Origin of the sequence: Phytohabitans sp. LJ34 (genome assembly GCF_052068095.1) — a bacterium.
Taxonomy (GTDB): domain Bacteria; phylum Actinomycetota; class Actinomycetes; order Mycobacteriales; family Micromonosporaceae; genus Phytohabitans.
The window spans coordinates 120376-143157 of the sequence record NZ_JBQHDG010000016.1 but is presented as its reverse complement, the minus strand read 5'-3'; the positions used below and the strand labels follow the sequence as shown (position 1 = coordinate 143157).

15 protein-coding genes are annotated in these 22782 nt (G+C 73.0%); 6 read left to right on the top strand and 9 right to left on the bottom strand.

The features are described from left to right. Positions 1-79: 79 nt before the first annotated feature. Positions 80-4951, bottom strand: coding sequence for a family 43 glycosylhydrolase (locus ACTMTJ_RS27200; protein WP_441220784.1), 4872 nt, complete (start codon positions 4949-4951; stop codon positions 80-82). Between the two features lie 107 nt (positions 4952-5058). Then, positions 5059-6024, bottom strand: a complete 966-nt coding sequence (locus tag ACTMTJ_RS27195) for a GNAT family N-acetyltransferase (protein ID WP_441220782.1) — start codon at positions 6022-6024, stop codon at positions 5059-5061. Between the two features lie 92 nt (positions 6025-6116). Here ACTMTJ_RS27195 and ACTMTJ_RS27190 point away from each other — a divergent pair, with 92 nt between their 5' ends. Together ACTMTJ_RS27190 and ACTMTJ_RS27185 are read left to right on the top strand one after the other, a co-directional pair. Further along, positions 6117-7538 carry an MFS transporter gene (locus ACTMTJ_RS27190; RefSeq protein ID WP_441220780.1) on the top strand — a complete coding sequence of 474 codons (1422 nt, stop codon included), beginning with the start codon at positions 6117-6119 and terminating at the stop codon, positions 7536-7538. 420 nt (positions 7539-7958) lie between these two features. Next, positions 7959-8747 (top strand): PIG-L deacetylase family protein, encoded by a 789-nt coding sequence (locus ACTMTJ_RS27185; RefSeq protein ID WP_441220778.1) that lies wholly within the window; start codon positions 7959-7961, stop codon positions 8745-8747. A gap of 10 nt (positions 8748-8757) precedes the next feature. Here the strand turns inward: ACTMTJ_RS27185 and ACTMTJ_RS27180 are convergent, their stop codons facing one another. The 4 genes from ACTMTJ_RS27180 to ACTMTJ_RS27165 are packed head-to-tail and all read right to left on the bottom strand — an operon-like array spanning position 8758 to position 11817. Beyond that, a complete protein-coding gene (locus ACTMTJ_RS27180; protein ID WP_441220776.1) occupies positions 8758-9828 on the bottom strand; it encodes an ABC transporter ATP-binding protein in 1071 nt (356 codons plus the stop codon). Beyond that, on the bottom strand, positions 9825-10631 hold the full coding sequence (locus ACTMTJ_RS27175) for an ABC transporter permease (RefSeq protein ID WP_441220774.1): 807 nt from the start codon (positions 10629-10631) through the stop codon (positions 9825-9827). The genes ACTMTJ_RS27180 and ACTMTJ_RS27175 overlap by 4 nt, the downstream gene beginning before the upstream one ends. Then, complete coding sequence (gene modA, locus ACTMTJ_RS27170; protein ID WP_441220772.1) at positions 10628-11404, bottom strand: molybdate ABC transporter substrate-binding protein; 777 nt, start codon at positions 11402-11404, stop codon at positions 10628-10630. Before modA ends, ACTMTJ_RS27175 begins: the two co-directional genes overlap by 4 nt. Beyond that, the gene (locus ACTMTJ_RS27165) at positions 11401-11817 is read right to left on the bottom strand and encodes a TOBE domain-containing protein (protein ID WP_441220770.1); all 417 of its coding nucleotides are present in this window, start codon (positions 11815-11817) and stop codon (positions 11401-11403) included. The genes modA and ACTMTJ_RS27165 overlap by 4 nt, the downstream gene beginning before the upstream one ends. 145 nt (positions 11818-11962) lie before the next feature. On the opposite strand from ACTMTJ_RS27165, the gene ACTMTJ_RS27160 reads away from it, so the two are divergent. Both ACTMTJ_RS27160 and ACTMTJ_RS27155 read left to right on the top strand, forming a co-directional pair. After that, on the top strand, positions 11963-12913 hold the full coding sequence (locus tag ACTMTJ_RS27160) for an ATP-binding cassette domain-containing protein (RefSeq protein ID WP_441220768.1): 951 nt from the start codon (positions 11963-11965) through the stop codon (positions 12911-12913). Beyond that, positions 12910-13695, top strand: coding sequence for an ABC transporter permease (locus ACTMTJ_RS27155; RefSeq protein ID WP_441220766.1), 786 nt, complete (start codon positions 12910-12912; stop codon positions 13693-13695). The genes ACTMTJ_RS27160 and ACTMTJ_RS27155 overlap by 4 nt, the downstream gene beginning before the upstream one ends. On the opposite strand, the gene ACTMTJ_RS27150 is transcribed toward ACTMTJ_RS27155, so the two are convergent. The 3 genes from ACTMTJ_RS27150 to ACTMTJ_RS27140 all read right to left on the bottom strand — a co-directional run bounded on the left by ACTMTJ_RS27150 (position 13686) and on the right by ACTMTJ_RS27140 (position 20735). After that, positions 13686-16781: an ATP-binding protein gene (locus ACTMTJ_RS27150; RefSeq protein ID WP_441220764.1), complete on the bottom strand. Its 3096-nt coding sequence runs from the start codon at positions 16779-16781 to the stop codon at positions 13686-13688. The two genes, ACTMTJ_RS27155 and ACTMTJ_RS27150, sit on opposite strands and share 10 nt — an antisense overlap. 111 nt (positions 16782-16892) lie before the next feature. Beyond that, entirely contained in the window at positions 16893-18044 is a 1152-nt protein-coding gene (locus ACTMTJ_RS27145) for a DUF418 domain-containing protein (protein WP_441220763.1), read from the bottom strand. A gap of 381 nt (positions 18045-18425) precedes the next feature. Further along, positions 18426-20735 (bottom strand): alpha/beta hydrolase family protein, encoded by a 2310-nt coding sequence (locus ACTMTJ_RS27140; RefSeq protein ID WP_441220761.1) that lies wholly within the window; start codon positions 20733-20735, stop codon positions 18426-18428. Between the two features lie 273 nt (positions 20736-21008). On the opposite strand from ACTMTJ_RS27140, the gene ACTMTJ_RS27135 reads away from it, so the two are divergent. Both ACTMTJ_RS27135 and ACTMTJ_RS27130 read left to right on the top strand, forming a co-directional pair. After that, positions 21009-21572: a SigE family RNA polymerase sigma factor gene (locus tag ACTMTJ_RS27135; protein ID WP_441220759.1), complete on the top strand. Its 564-nt coding sequence runs from the start codon at positions 21009-21011 to the stop codon at positions 21570-21572. Next, positions 21569-22747: a hypothetical protein gene (locus tag ACTMTJ_RS27130; RefSeq protein WP_441220757.1), complete on the top strand. Its 1179-nt coding sequence runs from the start codon at positions 21569-21571 to the stop codon at positions 22745-22747. Before ACTMTJ_RS27135 ends, ACTMTJ_RS27130 begins: the two co-directional genes overlap by 4 nt. Positions 22748-22782 lie beyond the last annotated feature (35 nt).

Below are 22782 nucleotides of genomic sequence, written 5' to 3'. Positions count from 1 at the left end.
CTCCGCGGCGCTCCACGTTTCCCCGGGGAACCCCGCGCATGCCGTTCGCAACTGGCGCGGACGTGGGCAAATCTGGACTTCAGCGGGCGATGACGACGCCTCCCGTCAGGGGGCCGCGGGCCTCGTGGACGGTGCGGCCGGTGCGGGCGTCGGTGAGGGTCACGGTGACGCGGCCGGCCTCGGTGAGCGTCACCGTGTAGGCGTAGCCGCCGGCGCCGTCGATCGTGCCGGTGCCGCGGTACTCCGCGCGGGTGCGGGTGAGTGCGAGCCGGTCGTACGACGTGGCGGCGAACTCCTTGCCGCGGAAGGCTAGCCGGAGCGCGATCGGGGCCGGGCCCGCCGCCGTGCCGGCCGCCAGGCCGAACGCCTCGCCGCAGCCGCGCGGGTCGATCACGCCGGCGGCGGCGACGTGTGGCGTGCCGGAGTCGTAGACGGCGGTGTACCCGGCGGCGGTGGTGGCCGTGCCGCCGCGGCCGTCGGTGACCGTGACCGTCGGGCGGTAGACACCGGCCGTCTCGTAGACGCGGGACGCCGTGCACGTGCCGGTGGTGACGGTGCCGGCCGAGACGCGGCCGTCCTGCCAGTCCACTGTGCACGCGTGCCGGTCGGCACGGTTGCCGTCGGCGAAGCCCGCGGTCACCGTGACCTCCGCCCCGAGCGCGACCGGGCCGACCGGTCCGGCCGCCTGTGTGATGGTGGGTGCCAGGTTGACCACCGGGTCGATGCTCTCCAGTGTGGGCACCACCTTCTCGATGGCGCCGTCCGCGTCGAACTCGAGCCGGTCGATCGTGGTCTCCCGGTGCGTGCCGTCGCCGCCGGGGATCGCGAAGCGGTGGTAGACGATGTACCACTCGTCGGTGCCCGGCACCTGGATGATCGAGTGGTGGCCGGTGCCCTTGATGCCGAGCGCGAGGTCCTTCTGGAGGATGACGCCCTTGCGTTCGCTCCACGGGCCGAGTGGGGAGTCGCCGGTCGCGTACGCCACCTGGTAGTTCTCGTCGCGGGTGTCGTTTTCCGACCACATGAAGTAGTAGACGCCGTCACGCTCGACCACGAACGAGCCCTCGTTGTAGTTCGCGGGGTGGTACGTGCGGACCCGCGCCGGGTCGAACGACACCATGTCGTCGTCGAGCGGCACCTGGTAGGAGTTGCCGTTGCCCCAGTACAGATAGGACTGTCCATCCTGGCCGGTGAAGACCGCGGGGTCGATCATCTGGCCGCTGTAGGTGCCGGCCGGGACGAGCGGGCGTCCCAGCGCGTCGTGGAACGGGCCGGTGGGGGAGTCGGCGACCGCCACGCCCAGGTGCTTGCGGGTGTCGCCGGTGGCCATGCCGCCGCTGAAGTAGAGGTAGTACTTGCCGTTTCGCGCCGCTACCGCCGGTGCCCAGGCGCTGTTGTCCGCCCAGGTGACGTCCGGGCCGAGGTCGAGCACGACGCCGTGGTCCTCCCAGTGCACCAGGTCGGTCGAGGAGAACGCCTTGTACTGGGTGCCGCTCCACCCGGCGAAGCCGTCCGTGGTGGGGTAGATGTAGTAGCGGCCGTCGAGGTAGGCGATGTTCGGGTCGGCGTAGAGGCCCGGCAGCACCGGGCTGCGCATCACCGTGGCGGTCACTGTCCACGTGCGACTGCGGCCGTCGGAGCCGGTCACCGTGTACGTGACCGGCTTGTGGAAGTCGCGCACCTTCCCCGACTTGGGGCTGATCTTCGCACCCCGGGCCAGCACGAAGTGCGGCGCCAGCGCACGCAGATCGGTGCCGGGCTTGACGGGCAGCACCACCCGGCTCGCCGCGTCGTCGACGAGCGCGTCGACCTTCAGCTCCGGCAGCGTGACCGCGGCGATCCCGGTGGTGTTGCCGGCCAGCTCCAGCACCTCCGACGTCGGCAGCGCCCGGCGGTAGATCCGGAAGTCGTCGACCTCGCCGGCGAAGTACGGGTCGGCGCCGTACAGCGACCGTCCGATGTAGCCGGAGTACGGCTTGGCCGGGTCGTACAGGTCGGCGGGCTTCGCCGGCACGTCTGCCGCGCGCGCCACGGGCACGCCGTTCAGGTACAGGGTGGCGGCGCGGGCCGCCCCGTCGACCACTACGGCGACGTGCTGCCAGCTGCCGGACGGGAACGCCGACCCGCTCAGCTTCGACTCGGCCTGCCAGCTGCCGGTGGTGATGGCGGAGTAGAACGCCCGGCTGCCGTTGGACGGCGAGACGAACAGGTACTTGTCGCTGTCCGGCCCGAGCCCGAAGAGCCACTGGTTGACGGTCGTGGACGCGGGCCACTTGACGTACGCGGAGACCGTGACGCTGTCGGCGTCCTTCAGCACGCCGTTCGGAATGCTGACGTACGGCGAGCTGGCTCCACCTGACATGACGAACGATCCACCGTGGACACCGGCGCCCCACGCGGGCGGGCGGGCGTACGTGCCGTGGTAGCCGTGGCCGGAGGAGTCACGCGCGACGCGCCCGTCCGTCTCGTCGAACTTGTAGTGGACCACCAGGTCGTTCGGCGTCTCCGGCGCGCGCCGGGTCACCGTGACGGTGGCCGTGGCGCGCACCGTGTCGCTGCCGGCGACCGCGCCGCCGACGGTGAACGTGCGCGGCTTCGCGTACGCCGCCGGCGGCACCGCGTCCCAGGTCACCGCGGCCGGGCGGGACACGCCGTCGGCGTACCGGGCCACCACGGTCGCGGGCAGGACCGGCGCGGTGCCCACCTTGGTCCGCACGGCCACGTCTTCGACGCTTTCCACGAGCTGGTCCGCCGCGTAGGCGCGCAGGAGCCGGTCGTACTCGGCCTGGGTCACCGGCAGCACCGTGCCGTGCCGGGGCCGCGACGGCAGGCTGTAGCCCGTCGACATCGTCCAGACCCCGGACTCCAGGTCGGTCGACTCGAACGGGATGTAGCCCCGCCCGCCGAACTCGTCGACGAACAGGTACCACTTGTCTTCGGTGTTGGACTTGAAGATGGTCGGGCCCTCGCCCTGGCTGATCGAGCCCTTGCCGATGCAGTCGGCCACGAAGCTCCAGCTCAGGTCGAGCAGCGTCGTCGACTTCTCCTCCAGGACGAACTTGCTGCACGGGGTGCTGGAGGTGTTGTTTCGCTCGTCCTTGGTAAACCTGTAGTACGTGCCGCCGTGTTTGACCACAGTGGAGTCGATGACCGAGTATCCCGGGTCGACCCACACCTTCGGCTCGCTGAAGGTGTGGAAGTCGCGCGTCGTCGCGTACATCATCTTGTTGTAGGTGTCGCCGGTGTGGCCCGGGTCGTTCGCCGCGTAGATCTTCGACGCCCAGAAGACCACGTACGCGCCGAGGCTCTCGTCGTAGTATGCCTCCGGCGCCCACGTGTTGCCGGCGGTGTCGGGGGAGACCTTCACGAGCCGCTGGTCGGTCCAGTGCACGAGGTCCGTCGACTCCCACACCATGATGGACTTGCTGCCGGTCCGCTGCGCCGCGTCCCAGTCGCCGTTACCGAAGATCCGCAGGTCGGTGGCGATCTGGTAGAACTTGTCGCCCTCCGGCGAGCGGATGATGAACGGGTCGCGCAGCCCCTTCTCGCCGAGGGTGGAGGTGAGCACCGGCTCGCCGCCGTTGAGCTCACGCCAGCGCAGCGGGTCGTTGCCGTGGCTCAGTCCGAAGTAGACCTGCTCGCCGTTGGCCGTGCCCTCACCGGTGAAGTAGCTGAACATGTACCCCTTGAGGTCCTGCCGGGGTGGCAGTGGCGGCACCACGGCGGTGAACGTGCGCGCGGTCTCGGCCCCGTTGAGCGTCACCGTCGCGACGAGGCGCACCGAGGCGGCCGGCGCGCCGGCGGCCGGACGGTGCACCTCGCCGGTCGGCGAGACGACGTCGGGCCGGTCCGACGACCACGTGACGGCGGTGCCGTAGTCGCCGCCCGCCGGGAGCGTGAGGTTTCCGCGTACGTCGTCGAGGTTGTGCACGGTGAGCGCCGCGGCGGCGCGGGCGACCTTCGTGGCGTCGTCGAAGTCGGCGAGCACGGTCACCTCGAACGTCTTGGTGTCGCTGACCCCGCCCCGGGTCAGCGTGGCGGTGAGCGTGACCCGCGCGTCCTGGCCGCCCGCCGGCGGCCGGCTGACGGCACCGGTCTCCGACACCACTGAGGTGTCGCTGCTGGCCCAGGTGATGCGCGACCCGTAGCGGCCGGTGGCCGGCAGCGCGAGGTCGCCGGTGACGCCGCTGGTGTCGCCCAGGCTCAGGGCCGCGGTGTCGTCGGCGACCGCGCGGGTGTTGGCCGGGGTGGCGAGCTGGTCGACCTCGGTGGCGCTGATGGCCCGCTCGTACACCCGGAAGTCACGGACCTTTCCGCGGAAGTAGCGGTCGCCGGAGTAGAGCGAGCGACCGATGTAGTTTGCCGTGGTGAGGCCGGCGCCGATCGAGCCGGGCGTGATGGTGACGCTGGAGTTGCGGCTGACCTCCACGCCGTCTTCGTACAGCACGCCGGTGGTGCCGGTCTGCGTGTAGGCGAGGTGTTTCCATGCGCCGCGGAAGAGGTTGCGGCCGGCGGCGGGCCGGGTGTTCTGCTCGGTCGACCAGTTTCCGGAGGCGATCGCGGTGCGCAGCTGGTCGCCGGTGGCGAAGAGGTAGCCGTTGCCGTTGGCGCCGCTGGAGTTTCCGAAGCCGTAGATGAAGTACGGCGTGGCCTGAGCCGGGTCGACGAAGACGTCCATCGCGACGGTGATCGAGTCGAGCCCGCCCACGACGTTGTCGGGCAGCCGCACGTAGGTGTCGGTGCCGTTGAAGCCGAGCCCGTCGCCCCAGGCCGCGGTGCCGTTGACCGTGCCGTGCCGGCCGTGCCCGGACGAGTCGGTTGCGGCACTGCCGGAGGTGGCGTCCAGCTTGTACCAGAGCGCGAGACCGTCCGTGACGTCGGCGGCCCGAGCGGCGGGCGGCGCCGTGACGAGGGCAGCCGCCGCCACGACGGTGGCAACGAGAACGCGCATGTCGACCGTCCTGCTGTTAGCGTGAACATCGATTTCCGGTTTGGGCAGTGTCAACCACGCCGCCCGCCCCCGTCAAGGGCCCGGCGCCGCGCTGTCCGAGGCCGGGCTCAGGCCGCGGTCACCGTCCGCTCGAACATGTCGGCCTCGTACACCGCTGTCAGGCCCACCGCGTGGTAGAGGCGGGCCGCCTCGGTGGGGTTTTCCAGGTCGACGCCGAGCCCGACGTTCGCCCGGCCCTTGGCCGCGTAGAGCGCGAACGCCCGGCGCAGCAACGCCTCTCCGATGCCACGGCGGCGGTGCTCGCGCGCCACGGCCAGCATCTTGACCCAGCCCTCATCGTCCTCAAGGGACTGGTTGGAGGACTGGAGGATGCCGGCGGGCGTGCCGTCGGCGGTGGCCACGAGCCATTCGTCCCAGGCCACCGAGGGCTGGCCGTCGACCCATTCGCGCCACTGCTCGTACGTGCGGGGCCGGTAGTCCGGCGTGTCCCGGAACGCGGTGTCGAGGATCCGGTGGAACAGCCGCATGTCGCCGTCGTCGCCCGGGTCGACCGGCCGGATCGACACCCCGTCGGGCGTGGGCGGCGGCGTGGCCGGCACGTCCGCGAGGGAGCGCTGCATCCGCGCGTACCGCTTGACGAACTCGAACCCGGCGTCGCGCAGCGTCGCGATGTACCCCTTTTCCGTAGGGATCGCGCCGGCCCGCACGGTCATCGCGGCGTGGCCGAACTCGCGGGCCCGCTCCGCCACCCGGGCGAGCGTGAGCGCGAGTAGCGGCGCCTGCGCCGCCTGCCCGGTCTCCGGATGCGTGTACACCTCGACGAACTCGTGGTCGCCCCCGTTGTCGTTTTCCAGGTAGGCCCAGCCGCCGAGCGCGCCGTCGGGCGCGTACGCGAGCAAGGAGTCGCGCGAGGGGGAGATGTAGGCGCTGCCCACCAGGGCTTCCCGCACGTCGTCGGCGCTGAAGTCGGGCTCGCCCATGGCGGCCAGGTCGCTCGCGTGCACCAGAGCCAGGATCTCGGCGACGTCGTCGAGCGTCGGCCGGCGGATGGTCCATCCAGCGGGTAGCGTCATGTATCCGGATTCAACCCGGTCGAGCGGTGTGACGCGCGGCATTTAACGCGCGGCTAGACCTGAAGCGAGGTTGAGGTCCTACGTTCAGAGCCGTGACCCGATCGACGATGGAACAGCCCGGTAGCTGGCGGGAGCTGCTCGGCCCGCGCTTCGCGCCGGTCGCGACCGTGCTGGCCGGTGGCGTGCTGCTCGAGGCGAGCAACGTCTACCTGACGACGAGCCTGCTACCCACGATCGTCGACGACATCGGCGGCGCCGACTACTACGCCTGGACGATGACCACGTTCCTGGTCGCCTCGGTGATCACGTCGATGTTGGTGAGCCGCACGCTGACGACCCGCGGCGCCGTCTCCGCGTACACGCTGGCTTTCCTGCTCTTCGCGGCCGGATCGGCGGTCAGCGCGCTGAGCCCGTCGATGGCCGTGCTGCTGGTCGGGCGCGCGATCCAGGGCCTCGGCGGCGGGCTCCTGGCCGGCCTGGGCTACGCGCTGACCCAGCGCGCGCTCCCGGAACGGCTGTGGGCCCGCGGTGCCGCGCTCGTGTCCGCGATGTGGGGCGTCGGCAACGTCGCCGGCCCGGCCGTCGGCGGACTGTTCGGTCAGTTCGGTGCGTGGCGGCCGGCGTTTGTCGTACTCGTGGTGGTCGCCCTCGCACTGACGCTGCTGGTCCGCCGCGTGATCCCGGACACCGGCCGCAACCGCACCGACGCGCGGGTCCCCGTTCCCTCGCTGGCACTGCTCACCGCCGCCGTCGCCGCGGTCAGCCTCGCGAGCGTGCTGCCGCAAGGACTCGCGACGGCGGCCGCGCTCGCCGCCGGTGCCGGCCTGGTGGCGTGGTTCCTGCGGCACGAACGCACGGCGCGCACGCGCGTGCTGCCCGCGGTGACGTTCGCGCCCGGCTCGCGCCTGGTGTGGGTGTACGTGACGGTCGGCGTGCTCGCGTTTGGCATCGGCACCGAGGCGTTCATCCCGCTGTTCGGCCAGGAGCTGGGCGGCATGGGCCCACTGGCCGCCGGCTTCCTCGGCGCCGCGCTGTCGCTGGGCTGGTCGCTCAACCAGATCTGGTCCGCGAACGCGACCCGCCCGACCACCGTGCGCGCCCTCGTCGTCGCCGGCCCGCTGCTGCTGGCCGCCGGCCTGGTCGGATACGCCGCCCTCCAACGCGAACTGCCCGGCGGCTGGGTGATAGCGGCATGGGTCGCGACGCTCTTCGCCGCCGGCGCCGGGATCGGCATCGCCTTCCCACACCTGACGGTGGCGGCGATGGCGAGCGCGGACGGCGAGGAGGAGGGCGCCAAGGCCGCGGCCGGCATCAACACCGTCCTCATCATCGCGAACGCCTTCAGCGCCGCCCTCGCCGGCGTGCTGGTCAACCTCGGCGCGCCAGACCTGCTGACCTCCGCCCACTACCTGCTGTTCGGCTTCGCGGCGGTGGTCGCGCTAGGTGTCCTGCCCGCCCGCGCCGTGCACCGCCCCGCCCGGGCCGAGGCGATGGCTCACCCCCAACACCGGTAAAACAAAGGGATCCGCGCTACCACGACGCCTGCGTGGTCCAGACCATTGCCACTCACCGTAGGTCGACCGTGGTCTGGTCCGCTCCCGCGGCTCGCCCTCGGGTTTGGCCGCGGTCGCCCGTTGCTCGGCGGATGCGCGGCCCGCGGTGCAGCGGTGTTTGTCCCACAATGCCCGCTGCCGAATACGCGGCGAGATCGCAAACAGGGGCATCCGAGGCCGGCCCACCGGCCGCCGCCGGGCGCACGAACGGGGCAGCTCGACAGCAACTGGTAACCGCGACCAACAGCGGACGGGTGAGGCCGCGGGAGCAACGGACAGCGACCACGACGAACGTCGCGGTAGCTCAAATCTCTCGAGGGCGTCAATGTGTGGAAACGTGTCGCGGCCTAAATCCGACGTTTTGGGTGGGATGATGCGGCGGTGCCGCGAACGCTTGTCGCTGTTTTCGCCCATCCCGACGACGACGCCTATGGGATCGCCGGCACGGTCGCGCTGCACGCCGACGACCCGGACTTCAGGTTTGTGCTGGTGCTCGCGACCGACGGCGGCGCCGGTGACATCCGGGAAGGGTTCGCGGCGACCCGGGAGACGCTCGGCGCCATCCGGAGGGGCGAGGACGAGGCGGCGTGGCGGGCGCTCGGCCGGGTGCCCGACCGGCACGAGTGGCTGGGCTATGAGGACGGGGCGGTGAGCGGCGTGCCGCCCGAGGAGCTGGCCGACCGCGTCGCCGCCATCCTGGCCGAGGAGCGGCCCGACGTGGTGGCCACGTTCGGACCGGACGGCATCTTCGGGCATCCCGACCACATCGCGATCGGGGCCGCGACCGACACCGCCTTTGACCGGCTCGCGGCGCGGGCCGACCGCGGCTTCCGGCGGCTGTGTCACGGCGCGCTGCCCGAATCCGTCTTCCGGCGGTGGAACGCACAGCGGGCGTCGATGGGGCTGTTCGTCTTCGACCCGACGCGGACCTACCACATGCGCGGCGTGCCGGACGAGGAGATCGGCATCACCGTCGACTGCCGGCCGGTGGCCGACCGGGTCGTCGCCGGCCTCGGCGAGCACCGCAGCCAGCACCACGTCATGTCGGACGACCCGGCGGACCTCGAGCGCTGGAAGCGGCTCGTCAGCCGCGAGTGGTGGGTCGTCGCCCGGCCCGAGCGGCCGGCCGGGGCGCCGATGCTCACCGACATGTTCGAGGCGCTGGACTGACGGCCCTCCGTCAACCGGCCGCGGGATACGCGCGCGTCTCGGCGGCTTTGACCGCGACCCACACCGGCTGGCCCGGGACGAGCCGCAGGTGGGCGGCGGCGGCCGGCGTGATGTCGGCGGCCACGCCGATCGGGCCGTCGAGCTGGATGCGCAGGTTGTCGCCGTGGCGCTGGATGCCGGCGATGGTGGCCGGCCAGACGTTGCGCGGGCTGCCGTCGGGCCGCTCGGGGTGCAGGGCGACCGCGGCGGGTGCGAACGCGACGAAGGCGTCTCCGTCGAGCCGGTCGGCGGTGGCGAGCGCGAAGTCGTCGCCGACGTGGACGGTGTGCCCGTCGGCGGTGCCGCGGTAGAGGTTGAGGCCGACGAGACGGGCGACGTAGTCGGTGCGGGGCTGGGCGGTGATGGTGGCGGCGTCGCCTTCCTGCACCACCCGGCCATGCTCGACGATGACGAGCCGGTCGGCCAGGACCAGCGCGTCGAGCGGGTCGTGGGTGACCAGGAGGGTGGCGCCGGGGTGTTCGGCCAGGTGGCGGTGCAGCTCGGCGCGGGTGTCGAGGCGGGTGCGGGCGTCGAGGGCGGCGAGCGGCTCGTCGAGCAGCAGCAGCGCGGGGTCGACGGCGAGGGCGCGGGCCAGCGCGACCCGCTGCGCCTGGCCGCCGGAGAGGTGGCGGGGCTTGCGGGAGGTGTGGTCGGCCAGGCCGACGCGGTCGAGCCAGCGGGCGGCCCGCGCGCGGGCGTCGTGGCGGCCGACACCCTGCCGGCGCGGGCCGAACGCGACATTGTCCAATGCGGACAGATGCGGGAAGAGCAGGTAGTCCTGGAAGACGACGCCGATCGGCCGGCGCTCGGTCGGTGTCCACACGCGACGGTCCGGGCGGTCGAGGTCGAGCCCTTCGAGGGTGATGTAGCCGGCGGTGAGGGGCTGGAGGCCGGCGAGCGCGCGCAGTGCGGTGGTCTTGCCGGCGCCGTTGGGGCCGAGCAGCGCGACCACCTCGCCCTCGTCGATGGCGAGGCGGATGTCGAGCCGGAACCCACCCCGGTCGACGACGAGGTGCGCGTCCAGCAGGGGGCCGGTGGTCATGGGCTCGTGATCCACTTGTCGCGCAGGCTGGCCAGGATGGTGACGGACACCGCGAGCAGGATGAGGCTGAGCACGATCGCCGCCTGGAGGTCGGTCTCCAGCGCGAGGTAGACGGCGAGGGGCATGGTCTGCGTGCGGCCGGGGAAGTTGCCGGCGAAGGTGATGGTCGCGCCGAACTCCCCGAGCGCGCGGGCCCAGCACAGCACCGCCCCGGCGGCGACACCGGGTGCGACCAGCGGCAGGGTGACGTGGGTGAAGGTGGTCCAGCGGCCGGCGCCGAGCGTCGCGGCCGCCTCCTCGTAGCGGGTGTCGGCGCCGCGCAGAGCGCCCTCGACGGCGATGACGAGAAACGGCATCGCCACGAACGCCTCGGCGAGCACGACGCCGGTGGTGGTGAACGGCAGCGTGACGCCGAACGTGGAGTCGAGCCAGCCGCCGACGATGCCGCGGCGGCCGAAGACCAGCAGCAGCGCGACACCGCCGACCACCGGTGGCAGTACGAGGGGGACGGTGACGAGCGCGCGGACCACCCGGCGGCCGGGAAACTCGACTCGGGCGAGCAGCCACGCGAGCGGCACACCGAGCACCAGGCAGAGCAACATGGCCAGCGTGGCCGTCTGGAGCGACAGGCGCAGCGCGGTGAGCACGCCCGGCTCGGTGAGCCGCTCGGGCAGCGTGGTCCACGGTGCCCTGATCAGCAGCCCGGCCAGCGGCAGCACCAGGAAGAGCAGACCCAGGCCGGCCGGCACGACGAGCGGCAGCGGCGCCCGCCCGGCGACCCGGCGAGGCGTGGCGACGGTCATCGCGGCGCCTGGAACCCCGCCGCGGTCAGCACCGCCATGCCCTCGTCCGACCGCACGTAGGCGACGAACGCCTGCGCGGCCGCCTTGTTGGGCGCGTCTTCGAGCACCACCATCGGGTAGTCGTTGACGGCGCCGGCCGACTCGGGAAACTCGATACCGTCCACATCGGACGCCGCTGCCTTGGCGTCGGTGCGGTAGACCAGCGCCGCGTCGACCTCGCCGAGCTTCACTTTGGACAGTGCCTGCTTGACGTCCTGCTCCAGCGTCACCGGGGTGAGCTGGACGCCGGCCGCGTCCAGCGCCTTCTTCGCGGCGGCGCCGCACGGCACCTGCTCCGCGCAGAGCGCGACCTTTACCCCGGACCGGGTCAGGTCGGCCAGGCCGGTCACGCCCTTCGGGTTGCCCTCGGGCACGGCGATGACGAGCTGGTTTCGCACGAACGTGACCGGGGTGCCGTCGCCGTTGCCGGCGTCGGTGACCGTCTTCATGGTGGCGGGGGAGGCGGCCGCGAAGACGTCGGCGGGTGCGCCCTCGTTGATCTGGGTGGCCAGCTGCGAGCTGCCGGCGTAGCTGAACGTCACCTTCGTCCCCGGATAGGCCGCCTCGAAGTCTTCGCCGATCCGGTCGAACGACTCGGTCAGGGACGCCGCCGCGAAGACGGTGACGCCGCCCGTGACACCGGGAGCGGCCGCCGGCGCCGCCGGTGCGTCACCGTCGCCGCAGCCGGCCAGGCCCAGCAGCGCCACGGCGGTCAGCGCGGACAGGATCCTCACGAGCTGGTCCTCCCTCTGGGTGCGACGGCGGGGGCGGAGCGCTCCACCACGACCGTCGTCGACTTGATCACCGCGACGGCCACCGACCCGACCCGCAGGTCGAGGTCGTCGACCGCCTCCCGGCTCATCAGCGACACCAACCGGAACGGCCCGGCCTGGATGTCGACCTGCGCCATCACCGTGTCCTTGACCACGGCGGTGACGATGCCGCGCAGCCGGTTGCGCGCCGACGACTCCTCGGGCCGCTCGTCCGCGCCGGAACGCACGAACGCGGCCAGGTCGACGCCCTCGATCACCCGGTGGCCGTGCTCGTCGCGGCCCGCGGCGACCCGGCCCGCGTCGACCCAGCGGCGCACCGTGTCCGCGCTGACCCCGAGCAGCTCGGCGGCCTCACCGATCCGAAACACCGTCACAGCGGTAGCCTAGCCACACGCACTTGCGATGTGAAACCGCACTCTTGTCTTGCATCCGCCTGTCATTGGCGGTCAGCCCCGCCGCATATGCGCGACGTAGCCGTCGCGTTGCCGTGGTGAAACCGGGCCCGGGGACCGTTCGGGCATGACAGCAAACCTGAACCGGCCCGCGATCGCGGTGCGCGGGCTGCGCAAGTCGTACGGCGAGAAGGTGGTGCTCGACGGCATCGACCTGTCCGTCGCCGCGGGCACGACCTTCTCGCTGCTCGGCCCGAACGGTGCCGGCAAGACCACGATCGTGCACATCCTGTCCACGCTCATCGGCGCCGACGCGGGCGAGTTCGAGGTCGCCGGCCACGACGTGCGCCGCGAGCCCGACGCGGTACGCGCCGCGATCGGCATGACCGGCCAGTTCTCCGCGGTCGACAAGCTGCTGACCGGCGAGGAGAACCTGCGGCTGATGGCGGACCTGCACCACCTGGGCCGGCGGGAGGGCCGCCGGCGGGCGGCGGAGCTGCTGGAGCGGCTCGACCTGGTGGAGGCGGGCGGCAAGCTGGCCGCCACGTACTCCGGCGGCATGCGGCGGCGGCTGGACCTGGCGATGACGCTGGTGGGCGCGCCGCGGGTGATCTTCCTGGACGAGCCGACCACGGGACTGGACCCGCGCAGCCGCCGCGAGCTGTGGCAGATCATCCGGGAGCTCGTGGCCGACGGGGTGACGATCTTCCTGACCACGCAGTACCTGGAGGAGGCCGACCAGCTCGCCGACCGGATCGCCGTGCTGGACCAGGGCCGGGTGGTGGCCGAGGGTACGCCGGACGAGCTGAAGCGCCGCATCCCCGGCGGGCACATCAACCTGCGCTTCGCCGACCGCACCGAGCTCGACCTGGCCGCCCGCACGCTCGGGGCGGTGAGCCGCGACGACGAGGCGCTCCTGCTCCAGGTGCCGCACGACGGGGCGGTCCACTCGCTGCGGGCACTGCTGGCCCGGCTCGACGACGCCTCCATCGAGGTGGCGGAGCTGACCGTGCACACCCCCGACCTCGACGACGTGTTCCTGTCCCTGACGGAGAAGAAGATGGAGGCCGTTCGATGAGCACGATGTCCTATGCGCTGGCGGACTCGGCCACCATGGTGCGCCGCCAGCTCACGCACATGCGGCGCTATCCGGCGCTGACCCTCCAGCTGCTGGCCGTGCCGGTGCTGATCCTGCTGCTGTTCGTGTACGTCTTCGGCGGCACGCTCGGCAACGGTCTGGGCACCGGTTCGGGCGGTCGCGGCGCGTACGTCGACTACGTGACCCCGGGCATCGTCATGATGGCGGTCGCCGCCGTGTCCATGGGCACCGCGATATCCGTGGCGATGGACATGACCGAGGGCATCGTGGCCCGGTTCAAGACGATGGCCATCGCCCGCGTCTCGGTGCTGACCGGCCACGTCGCCGGCGCGATGGTGCAGACCTTCGTGGCCGTCGTGGCGGTCGTCGGCGTCGCGCTCGCGATCGGGTTCCGGCCGAACGCGACCGTGGTGGAGTGGCTCGCCGCGGTCGGCGTCCTCGCGATGTTCGCCTTCGCCCTCACCTGGCTCACGGTGGCCCTGGGCCTCGCGGCGAAGACCGTGGAGAGCGCCAGCAACACCCCGCAGCCGCTGGTGTTCCTGCCGTTCCTGGGCAGCGGCTTCGTGCCCACCGACTCGATGCCGGTGGGGCTGCGCTGGTTCGCCGAGTACCAGCCGTTCACGCCGAACATCGAGACGGTCCGCGGGCTGCTGCTCGGCACCGGGATCGGGGCGAGCGCCGCCGTCGCGGTCGGCTGGTCGGTCGGGATCGCGCTGCTCAGCTACCTGTGGGCGAAGAGGCTGTACAACCGTCAGGCCTGAGGTCGCTCCCGCAGCGCGGCCGTGGCGGCCGCGGGCAGCTCGTCGGGGGGCACGGCGGCGTAGGTGGAGACAGCTTCCGCGTACGCCGCCTTGTCGGCCTGCTCGGCGGTCCGGCGTGCCTCCTCGGGCGACATGGCAGGCCGGAAGCCACGCAGGTAGTGGAACCGCTCGGCCAGCGCGGTCAGGCGTATCCCGGAGGCGGTCGCGCCCCGATCCAGGTCCACTGTGGCCAGTGCGAGCAGCAGCGCGCCGCCGAGCGGAAAGCCGGTCAGGGACGACCGTTTCGCGGCGAGCGCCGCCAGCAGCGTGGACAGCCGCGCCGGCAGCGCGGCGACGAGCGGTGCGACGAGATCGACCTTGCCGTGCCGGACGTGGGCGATGACGGCCGCCGCCTCCACCTCCAGCGCCCAGCTCTCGATGCCGGGCAGGTGGTCACGCTCCACCGCCTCGCGCACCATCCCGGCGATCCGCCGCCACACCCGCAGGCCCGCCTCGCTCTGGCCGCGGACCAGCATGATCTCGGCGCGCACGACGAGGTTGAACGAGCGCAGCTCCACCGCGTCTTCGGGCTGATCCGGCTCGACCAGGGCCAGCTGCCGCTCGGCCAGGTCGATGGCGCCGCGCTGGAGGTTGGCCAGCACGATGCCGAGCCGGATGCCCAGCGTCTCGTGCTGGATGCCCACGTCGTCCAGGATCCGCATCGCGGCCTCGAGGTGGGGCAGGGCCAGCGCGCCCCGCCCGGCCTGCATGTGCAGGTCGGCGACCCGGGCGTGGGCGACGAGCCGCGCCCACGGCACCGGCTGCACGCGGAGGACCGCGAGCGCGCGCTCGGCCGTGGACAGCGCGCGGTCGGGATCGCCTTCGTACTCCCACATGTAGGCGGCGACGGCGTTGGCGATGCCGGCCAGCAGCGGCTCGTCGCTGCCGCACATCTCCTTGAGCCGCGGGTCCGCCGCCACCAGGTCCGGCACCGCCGCCAGCACGAGCGCCGCGGCCCGGACCAGGGTGTCCGGCGGTGCGGGCGGGAGCCGGCGCAGCGTCACCAGCGAACGGACCGCCCGCGGCCCCTCGGCGCTGAACGTGAACCCGGTGCACAGCGTCGCCGCCGTCCGGGTCGCCTCCACGAGCTCCGGGCCGGGCCGGTAGTGCGACAGCACCCAGGCTGACTCGCTGGTCAGCGCCAGCATCCGGGCGTAGTCCGACTCGATCAGCCACAGGGCGCCGAGGACCGCGGTCGTCGCCGCCACCGTGGCGCCGTCGGCCCGCGCGACCGCCTGGTGCAGCGCCAGCTGGAGGTTGTCCCGCTCGGCCCGGACCTGCTCCACAGTAGACGCCGGGTCGGGCCCGAACGCCGCGTCGTGCCGCGCCAACCCGAAATCCCGCGCCCAGTCGAGGAAACCGGCGGCGACACCGTCGTCCTCGCCGGCCGCGGCCCGCTGCGCCGCGCTGAACTCCCGTACCGTCTCCAGCATCGTGAACCGCGCGCCGTAACCGGTGTCGAACACCTTGAGCAGCGACTGGTCGACGAGGTCTTCGAGCGTGTCCAGCACGTCGCCGCCGAGCAGGTGCCGGCCGGCGTCGGCGGTGAACCCGCCGGGGAAGACCGACAGCGCGCGCATCGCCGCCTGCCCGGCCGGGTCGAGCAGCGCCCAGCTCCACGCGACGACGGCGTGCAGCGTCCGGTGCCGGGACGGCGCGTCCCGCGGGCCGCCGCGCAGCAGGCCGAACCGGTCGTCGAGGTGGGCGGCGATGTCGGCCACCGTCATCACCCGGACCCGGGCCGCCGCCAGCTCCACCGCCAGCGGCAGCCCGTCCAGGTGGCGGCACAGCTCGGCCACCGTGTCGGCGGGCAGGTCGACGCCGGGGCGGGCCGCCTTGGCCCGCTGCGTGAACAGCTCCACCATCGCCGGCAGGCTCAGCTCCGGCAGCGCGTACACCGACTCCGACGACAGGCCCAGCGGCGTGCGGCTGGTGGTCAGCACGTGCAGCTGGGGCAGCGCCGACACCAGTTCGCGCACAAGCTCGGCGACGCCACGGATCACGTGCTCGCAGTTGTCGAGGACCAGCAGGGCGGGTCCGGTGCCCAGCGCGGACGCCAGCTCGGGCTCCGCGGCGCCCAGCACGGAGGCCACCTGCCGGGCGACGTCGTCGTCGGTGGTGACGCCGGCCAGCGGCACGACGTGGACCACCCGCTGCTCGGCGTCCCGGCCGACCGCGTTCGCGAGGCGGGTCTTGCCCAGACCGCCGGGCCCGACGATCGACGTCACCCGCGACCGCCGCACCATCGCGGCCACCGCGGCCAGGTCTTCGTCGCGCCCCAACAGCTGGTTGGGCTCGGCCGCCACACCCCGCCGGACGGCCGGCGCGTCGCCCCGCAACAGCCGCTGATGCGCCTCCCGCAGCGCCGCCCCCGGGTCGGTGCCCAGCTCGTCGCGCAACGACCGGCGGTAGGCCTCGTACCGGGCCAGCGCCGCCGGCGGCCCGGCGGTGGCCGCCTCGCAGCGCAGCAGCTCCAGCAGCACCTCCTCGTCACGCGGCAGCTCGGCGGCCAGCCCGGCGAGCGCGTCGACCGCCTCGGCGTGCCGCCCCAGCCGGGCCAGCGCCAGCGCCCGTGCGCGCACCAGCGACCGGTACGCCGCCATCCGCTCGACCCGCAGCGCGCCCACCGGGTCGTCGAGCCCGGCGCCGTCCGCGAGGGCGCCGTCCCACAGCGCCAGGCCCGCCTCCGCGTGCGCGAGCGCGGCCGCGTGGTCGCCGGCCCGCAGCTGGCGGGCGCCCGCCGCCGCGCGCACCAGCAGCGCGCCGCTGTCCACCTGGTCTTCGGCGAGGGCCAGCCGGTATCCCGTGGGAGTGCTGGCGATCAGCCCCGCACCGAGCTGCGAGCGCGCCCGCGACACGAGGACCTGGAGCGCCTTGACCGGGTTGGCGGGCGGCTCCTCGGGCCAGAGCCCGTCGACGAGCCGGCTCGTGCTGCACCCGGTGCGCAGGTCGCCGGCGAGCAGCGCGAGCAGCCCCCGCATCCGCTGCCCGGTGACCTCCTGCCCCCGGTAGGAGACGCCGCGCAGCAGAACCAGGTCGACACTCACGCCACCAGGTTAGTTACAAAGCGGATTCGCCCGCCCCGCACCCGCCCCGCCCCAAGAGGGCTGCCCTCTTGGGGCGCTGGGGGCGCCTGGGGGCGGTGAGGGCGTGGGTGGTTAGCGGCGGCCGTAGGTGACGCGGCGGGTGAGGACCTCGAAGGGGCCGCGGTATCCGGCGCGGCGCATGTGGTCGGCGAGGACGACGGTGACGGTCCAGGTCGCGGTCGCCAGGAGGGCGGTGCCGGCGACGGTGAGCGTGCCGGACATGTCAAGCAGAAACGGCGTGAAGACCGCGGCCCACACCAGCGACTGCGCCAGGTAGCAGGTCATCGAACGCTGGCCGGTGGCCGCGATCGCCTCGACCACCGCGCCGCGGCGGTCGCGCAGCCGGAGCGCGATCAGCGACAGCAGGGCCGCGTAGCCGATGCCGCCCAGGACGCCGGTGCTGTCGTGCAGGGGGCCGAGCAGTTCGAGTGCCGACCGGTCCGGGATGCTCAGGACGCCGGCGTGGATCAGCGACAGCGGCTGGGCGCCGACCACCGCGGCGCCGATCCCGACCGTGGCGGCGACGGTCAGCAGGGCGCGGTGCCGCTCCGGCTCCTCCAGGACGCGGCGGCGGCCGGCCAGCAGGCCGATCACGAACGGGCACATGAAGCCGATGGGTCCGCCCAAGGCGACGAACAGCGCCACCGGCAGCCGGTCGGCGAACATCGTGTCCGCGTTCGCCAGCATCGACGCGTCCGGGCCCTCGCGGCTGATCGCGAGCGAGCCTTCGCCCGGCAGCGAGACGAGCACGAAGAACAGGATGCCGGTCAGGAGCAGCCAGCGGTCCTTCCAGCGCACCATCCAGGCGCCGACGAACAGCAGCACGCCGTACGCGGTGAGGATGTCGCCGACGAAGAACAGCATCGCGTCGATCAGGCCGACCACGACGAGCACCGCGCCGCGCCGCCACAGCAGCCGCCGCACGTCACGCGGCCGGCGCCCCTCCTGGCGGCGCACGATGTGGGCGACGCCGTAGCCGAACAGCAGCCCGAACATCGGAAACGCCCGGCCGTCGACGAAGGTCGAGATCAGCCACGCGACCGCCGAGTCGACGGCGGAGCCGTCCAGCGGGTAGCCGCCCAGCACCGGGGAGCCGCGCAGGAAGTAGTGCGAGTTGGCCAGCGCGATGAACAGCAGCATGAAGCCGCGCGCCAGGTCGGGACCCAACGCCCGCGCGGTCGGGGCGGTGGGTCCCGCTGGTGGCGTCCGCAGATCGGCAGTCACGACCTCAAGCTATGGGCGTGCCACCGCCCTTCCACAGCGGCCAAAGACGGTCCACGCCGTACTTTCGGCTATACCCCGCTCTACCCACGGATCTAGAGACCTTTCGGAGTCAGGGTCCCTTTCGAGACAGGTTTCCCGGGTTCGCGTCAGCTGAGCGCACCGCCGCGTTCACGCCGTCGTGCGTACGGCGCCAGAGCCGTAAGGCTCAGCGCAGCCGCCGGGGTGGGCGCGACCAGCGGCGGACGGGTGAGGCCGCGGGAGCAGCGGTCTGGACCACGACGGACGTCGCGGTAGCTCAAATCTCGGTCCTAACAGGAATGTGGATCCAAGCCACCGCGACTCCGAAAGGTGTGGGGCGCCCGAAAATCTCTATCCCGCGGGCTAGGCGTCGTCGTCCTGGACGGTCAGCACGCCGTAGACGTCGCCGGCCGACGCGCCGCTGATGGCCTTGGCGGCCACGATGTACGTGCGGCCGTCGCCCGGCTGGGTGTTGCCGGTGACCTGGATGGGGATGGCGATGCTGGTGCTGCCCGGCGGCACCGGGACCACGCTCGCCGTCGCCGTGCCCGTGACCGGGTCTACGACGAAGACGCGTACCTGGCCGTTGCCGCTGCCGGTGACCCGGGCCGGCACCTGGTGGGTGACGGTGCCGGAGTCTCCTTCTTGGACGGTCAGCTCGCCGAGGTCGACGCGGGGCAGCGAGGCCGCCTGCGGCGCCGGCAGGCCGGGGCGCCAGCCCCAGGCGTCGATCAGCCAGACGCGGGCCCACGTCTCGCCGGCGCGTGGCACGATCTCCAGCGTCGCGATCTGGGCGAGGTTGAGCCCGGCGGCCGTGGCGTTGGTCAGCGGCATCCGCACTTCCTGCGCCCAGTCGTACGACGTCTGGGTCGGCGACGGCATCGGGTCGAGCGTGGTGGTGCCGAGCGTGGCCCGCCGGCCGGCGCTGTCGGTGATCGCGACGTCGAACTGGGTGCCGGGCGAGCCGGCCGGCACGACCACCCGCAGGGCCACGGCCTGGGCGTTGGACAGCGAGACCGCCGCCGGGGGCCGGAGGCTGACCGGGGTGCCCGGCGCGGTCCAGTGCACCCGCACCGCGTAACGGCCGGCCTCGGGGCGGACCGGCCCGAACTGGTCGAAGTGCGGGGCTCGCGAGTTGTCGCAGGTCGTCACCTGCTCGCACAGCACGCCGCCCGTACCACTGACCACTGTGGACGCTTCAGGCACCAGGAGCGGCGTGCGGTTGCCGCCGATCGCGTGGCTGAGCACGACCGCCGGGTCGACCGACGGGGCCCGGAACCCGGAGCCGTCGAGCAGCGGCCGCACCTGGTCGTTGCCGGCCACGAAAGTCGCGGCCGCGGCGGCGGCGTAGGTGGCGCCGACCTTCTGCTGCTGGTCGGGCGTCAGCCGGGTGGGGGAGACCGAACGGCACACCGGGTCGTGCGGGCTGGGGTAGTCGTCGAACGACGGCGCCGCCGACAGGCCGGGCGTCCACTCGGTGTTGAAGTAGTTGTGGTTGGCGCCGATCGCGAAGACCGCGCTGTGCAAGGCGAAGCCGCGGCCGACCCGGCGGGTCGCGTCCACGTACTGCTGGCCTTCGAGGTCGGCGACGTCACCGTCGCAGCTGGGCAGGATCGTCATCGACGGCACGTCGGGCGCCGGGTTCTGCGAAAGGGCAGTCGGTCCGACCAGCGCGAGCCCGCGGATCTGCCAGCGCACCGTGCCGGTGTACCCGTCCTGGCCGGCCGGCGGCGGGGTGAGGCTGTCGACCGCGGCCCGGCTGGCGCCCTCGCCACCGCGCGAGTGGCCGAACAGCAGCACCCGCGTCATGTCGGTCACCGGCGCCGACCGCACGATGGCGGGCGCGCTCGGGCGGCCGGTGCCGGCCCAGTCGGCCCAGCGCGCCAGGTGGGTGCGGACCAGCGACGAGCGGGCCTGCGCGCCACCGTCGCGCGGCGCGGCGATGACACCGTCCTGCGCGTTGACGCCGTTGGCGGAGATGGACACGGTCACGTACCCCTGCGAGGCGAGCAGCTGCTGGGCCCGCTGGTAGCCGCGGTAGCTCGGCACCGGCGTCCAGCCGGCCGGGCACGGCCAGTCGAGTGTCGGCTCCGCCGTGCCCTGGTAGCAGGTGGCGTGCCGGCCGTGCAGGAAGAGCACCAGCGGGCGCTGGCCCGACGCGCCCTGCGGCGCCACGACGAGCCCGCGCATCTCCACCGGCGCGGTGTAGCCGGGCAGCTGGATGTCCGGCAGCGTGTACTCGCCGGAGATCGTGGCGAACGAGCCGGGCGTGCCCGGGTCGACCGGGTTGGGCGGCAGCTGCGCCGCCGCGAAAGCCTTCCCGGCGACCGCGCCCGGACGGTCGGCGACCGGCACGTCAAGGCGGCGGCCCCCGGCCCGGACCTGGAGACCGGCCAGGTCGCGCGCCGCCACGCCGTCGACGGCGAGGCGGAACGTGCGCTGGTCGCGCGCCGCCACCGGCTGCCCCAAGAGTCGGTCACCGGCGTGGAAAGTGACCATCGCGTCGCCGATCGGCACCCGCTTCGGTGCGTGCCAAATCAGCTCGAACCCTTTGTCGCCGCGCTTTACCCGCCAGCCGTCCGGTGTGGCCGGATCTGCCCGCGCGGCCGCACCACCGCCCAACGCGAGCGCGAGCGACACCACCGCCGCGAGCACGCTTCTACCGACGCGCATCGACGTCCTCCCCCGTGTATTCCGTTGTGGTGGGCGCGCCTTGGGAGCGCTCCCATAGACCAGGAGTCTAATGTGCCCGCGTTAACGTGTCCATCGTGGACGATCATCGCTGGTGGGGGCGGCCGTCTTCTCGATGTTTGTCGATGCGCGTAACACTGTGACGGCTGGGTCGCGCGGTTTGGCACCGGTCGGCGGCAACCGTCGAAGGGCTTTCCGGCGTCAGGGGTGGCGCAAGAAGATGAGTCACCCCGACGCCGGACATCGGAGAGCCGCGTGACCTGGGAACTGTCCGCAAAAGAGGAGATCAGGCTGCCTGCGGCGGCGGAGGTGCGAGACTTCGACGCGTTCGTCAAGGTGCGCACGCCGGCCCTGCTGCGCGCCGCCTACCTGCTGACCGGCGACCAGCACCTCGCCGAGGACCTGGTGCAGACGAGCCTCGCCAAGGCGTACCGCCGGTGGCGCCGGCTCCGCGATCCGGCCTTCCTCGAGGCGTACACGCGCAAGGTCATGTACCACAGTCAGATCTCCATCTGGCGGCGCCGCCGCGTCCCGGAGTGGGTGACCGCCGAGCCGCCCGAGCCGCGGGGCGGCGCGTACACCGACGCGATGGCCGCGACGGACCTGCGCCTGTCCATGCGGGCCGCCCTCCTCAAGCTCTCCGCCCGGCAGCGTGCGGTCCTCGTGCTGCGGTTCTTCGAGGACTGCACCGAGGCGGAGGCCGCCGCCCTGCTCGGCGTGACGATCGGCACCGTCAAGTCGCAGACCTCGAAGGCGCTGGCGCGCCTGCGCGTCGTGGCTCCCGAACTCAGCTCCCTCACGGAAAGGCGCGAACAGTGACCGACCTCCTGCGCCACGCGCTCGACACGCTGGCCTCGGACGTGGAACTCGTCGACCTGAGCGACCGGGTACGCGCGACGGCCCGCCGGCTCGCGATGCGCCGGGCGGCCGCCGCCGGTGCCGGTGCCGCGGTGCTCGTCGGTGCGACGATCTTCACCACCGCACGCGTGTTCGCCCCGGCCGGGGGAGACGCGCCCCTGCCGGGCACCGTCGAAGCCTCGACGAGCTGCGCGGTCGCCGAGCAGCGGCCCCCCTGGCGCGACCCGGAGGGCTGGGCCACCCACACACCGCAGCCGACCGTCGACGAGCTCTTCTACCTCGCGCGGCACCCGGACCTGGCCACCGGCAAGTATCGGCTCGTCTCCTGGCAACCGGGCATGGTCCGACCGGTTTACCGCTGCGAACTACCACCCGAGGCGGCGCGCAACGCCACCGTCTCGCCGGACGGCAAGTGGGTCACCTGGGTCACCGGGGACGGCGCGCTGCACATAGCCGACCTGGCCGGGCGGGAGAACGACCGGATCCTGCGGCGCGGCGTCGATGGCGACCAGCTCGCCCCGGCCTGGTCGCCGGACGCGCGCCAGCTCATCGTCCGCGACGTCGGCGCCGGCGCGAAGCGTGCCGTGGTCGGCGTCGTCGACCTGTCGGACGGGCGCTTCACCCCGCTGCGGCGCAACCTCCCCGACGCCCGGCACCTGGTCTGGTCCGCCGACGGCACCGCCATCGCGTTCGTCACGCCGGCCGGTGCGGTGATCGTGGCCAGGCCCGACGGCTCGCAGCCCCGGGCCGTGCCCAACCTCGACCGGATCACCGAGGACGGTCGCCGGATCACGGGCGTGCAGAGCCTGTCCGGCCCGACCGGGCCCGACGGGTGGCGGTGGCTGGCGATCTCGGTGGACGGCGGCCGCGCGGGGCAGGACCCGCCGCGCTCGTCGACGAGCAACGCGATGATCAACGGCAAGGACGGCAAGGAGGTCGCGGCCGTCGGCGGCGTGGGCGGGTACGCGGAGTTCCAGGCGTTCTTCCGGCACGAGCCCGGCCAGAGGGCGTTTACCCACCTGCTGCGCCGGGTCGGCGGCAACCACGGCATCGAGCTCGTCGGCGGCAACGGCGAGTACTGGGGCGGCGGAGAAGAGCCGCCCGCGCTGGGCGACTTCGTGCTCCTCGGCTCGTAGCCCGCCGGCCCCCGGAAAGCTCTATTAGGGTGAGC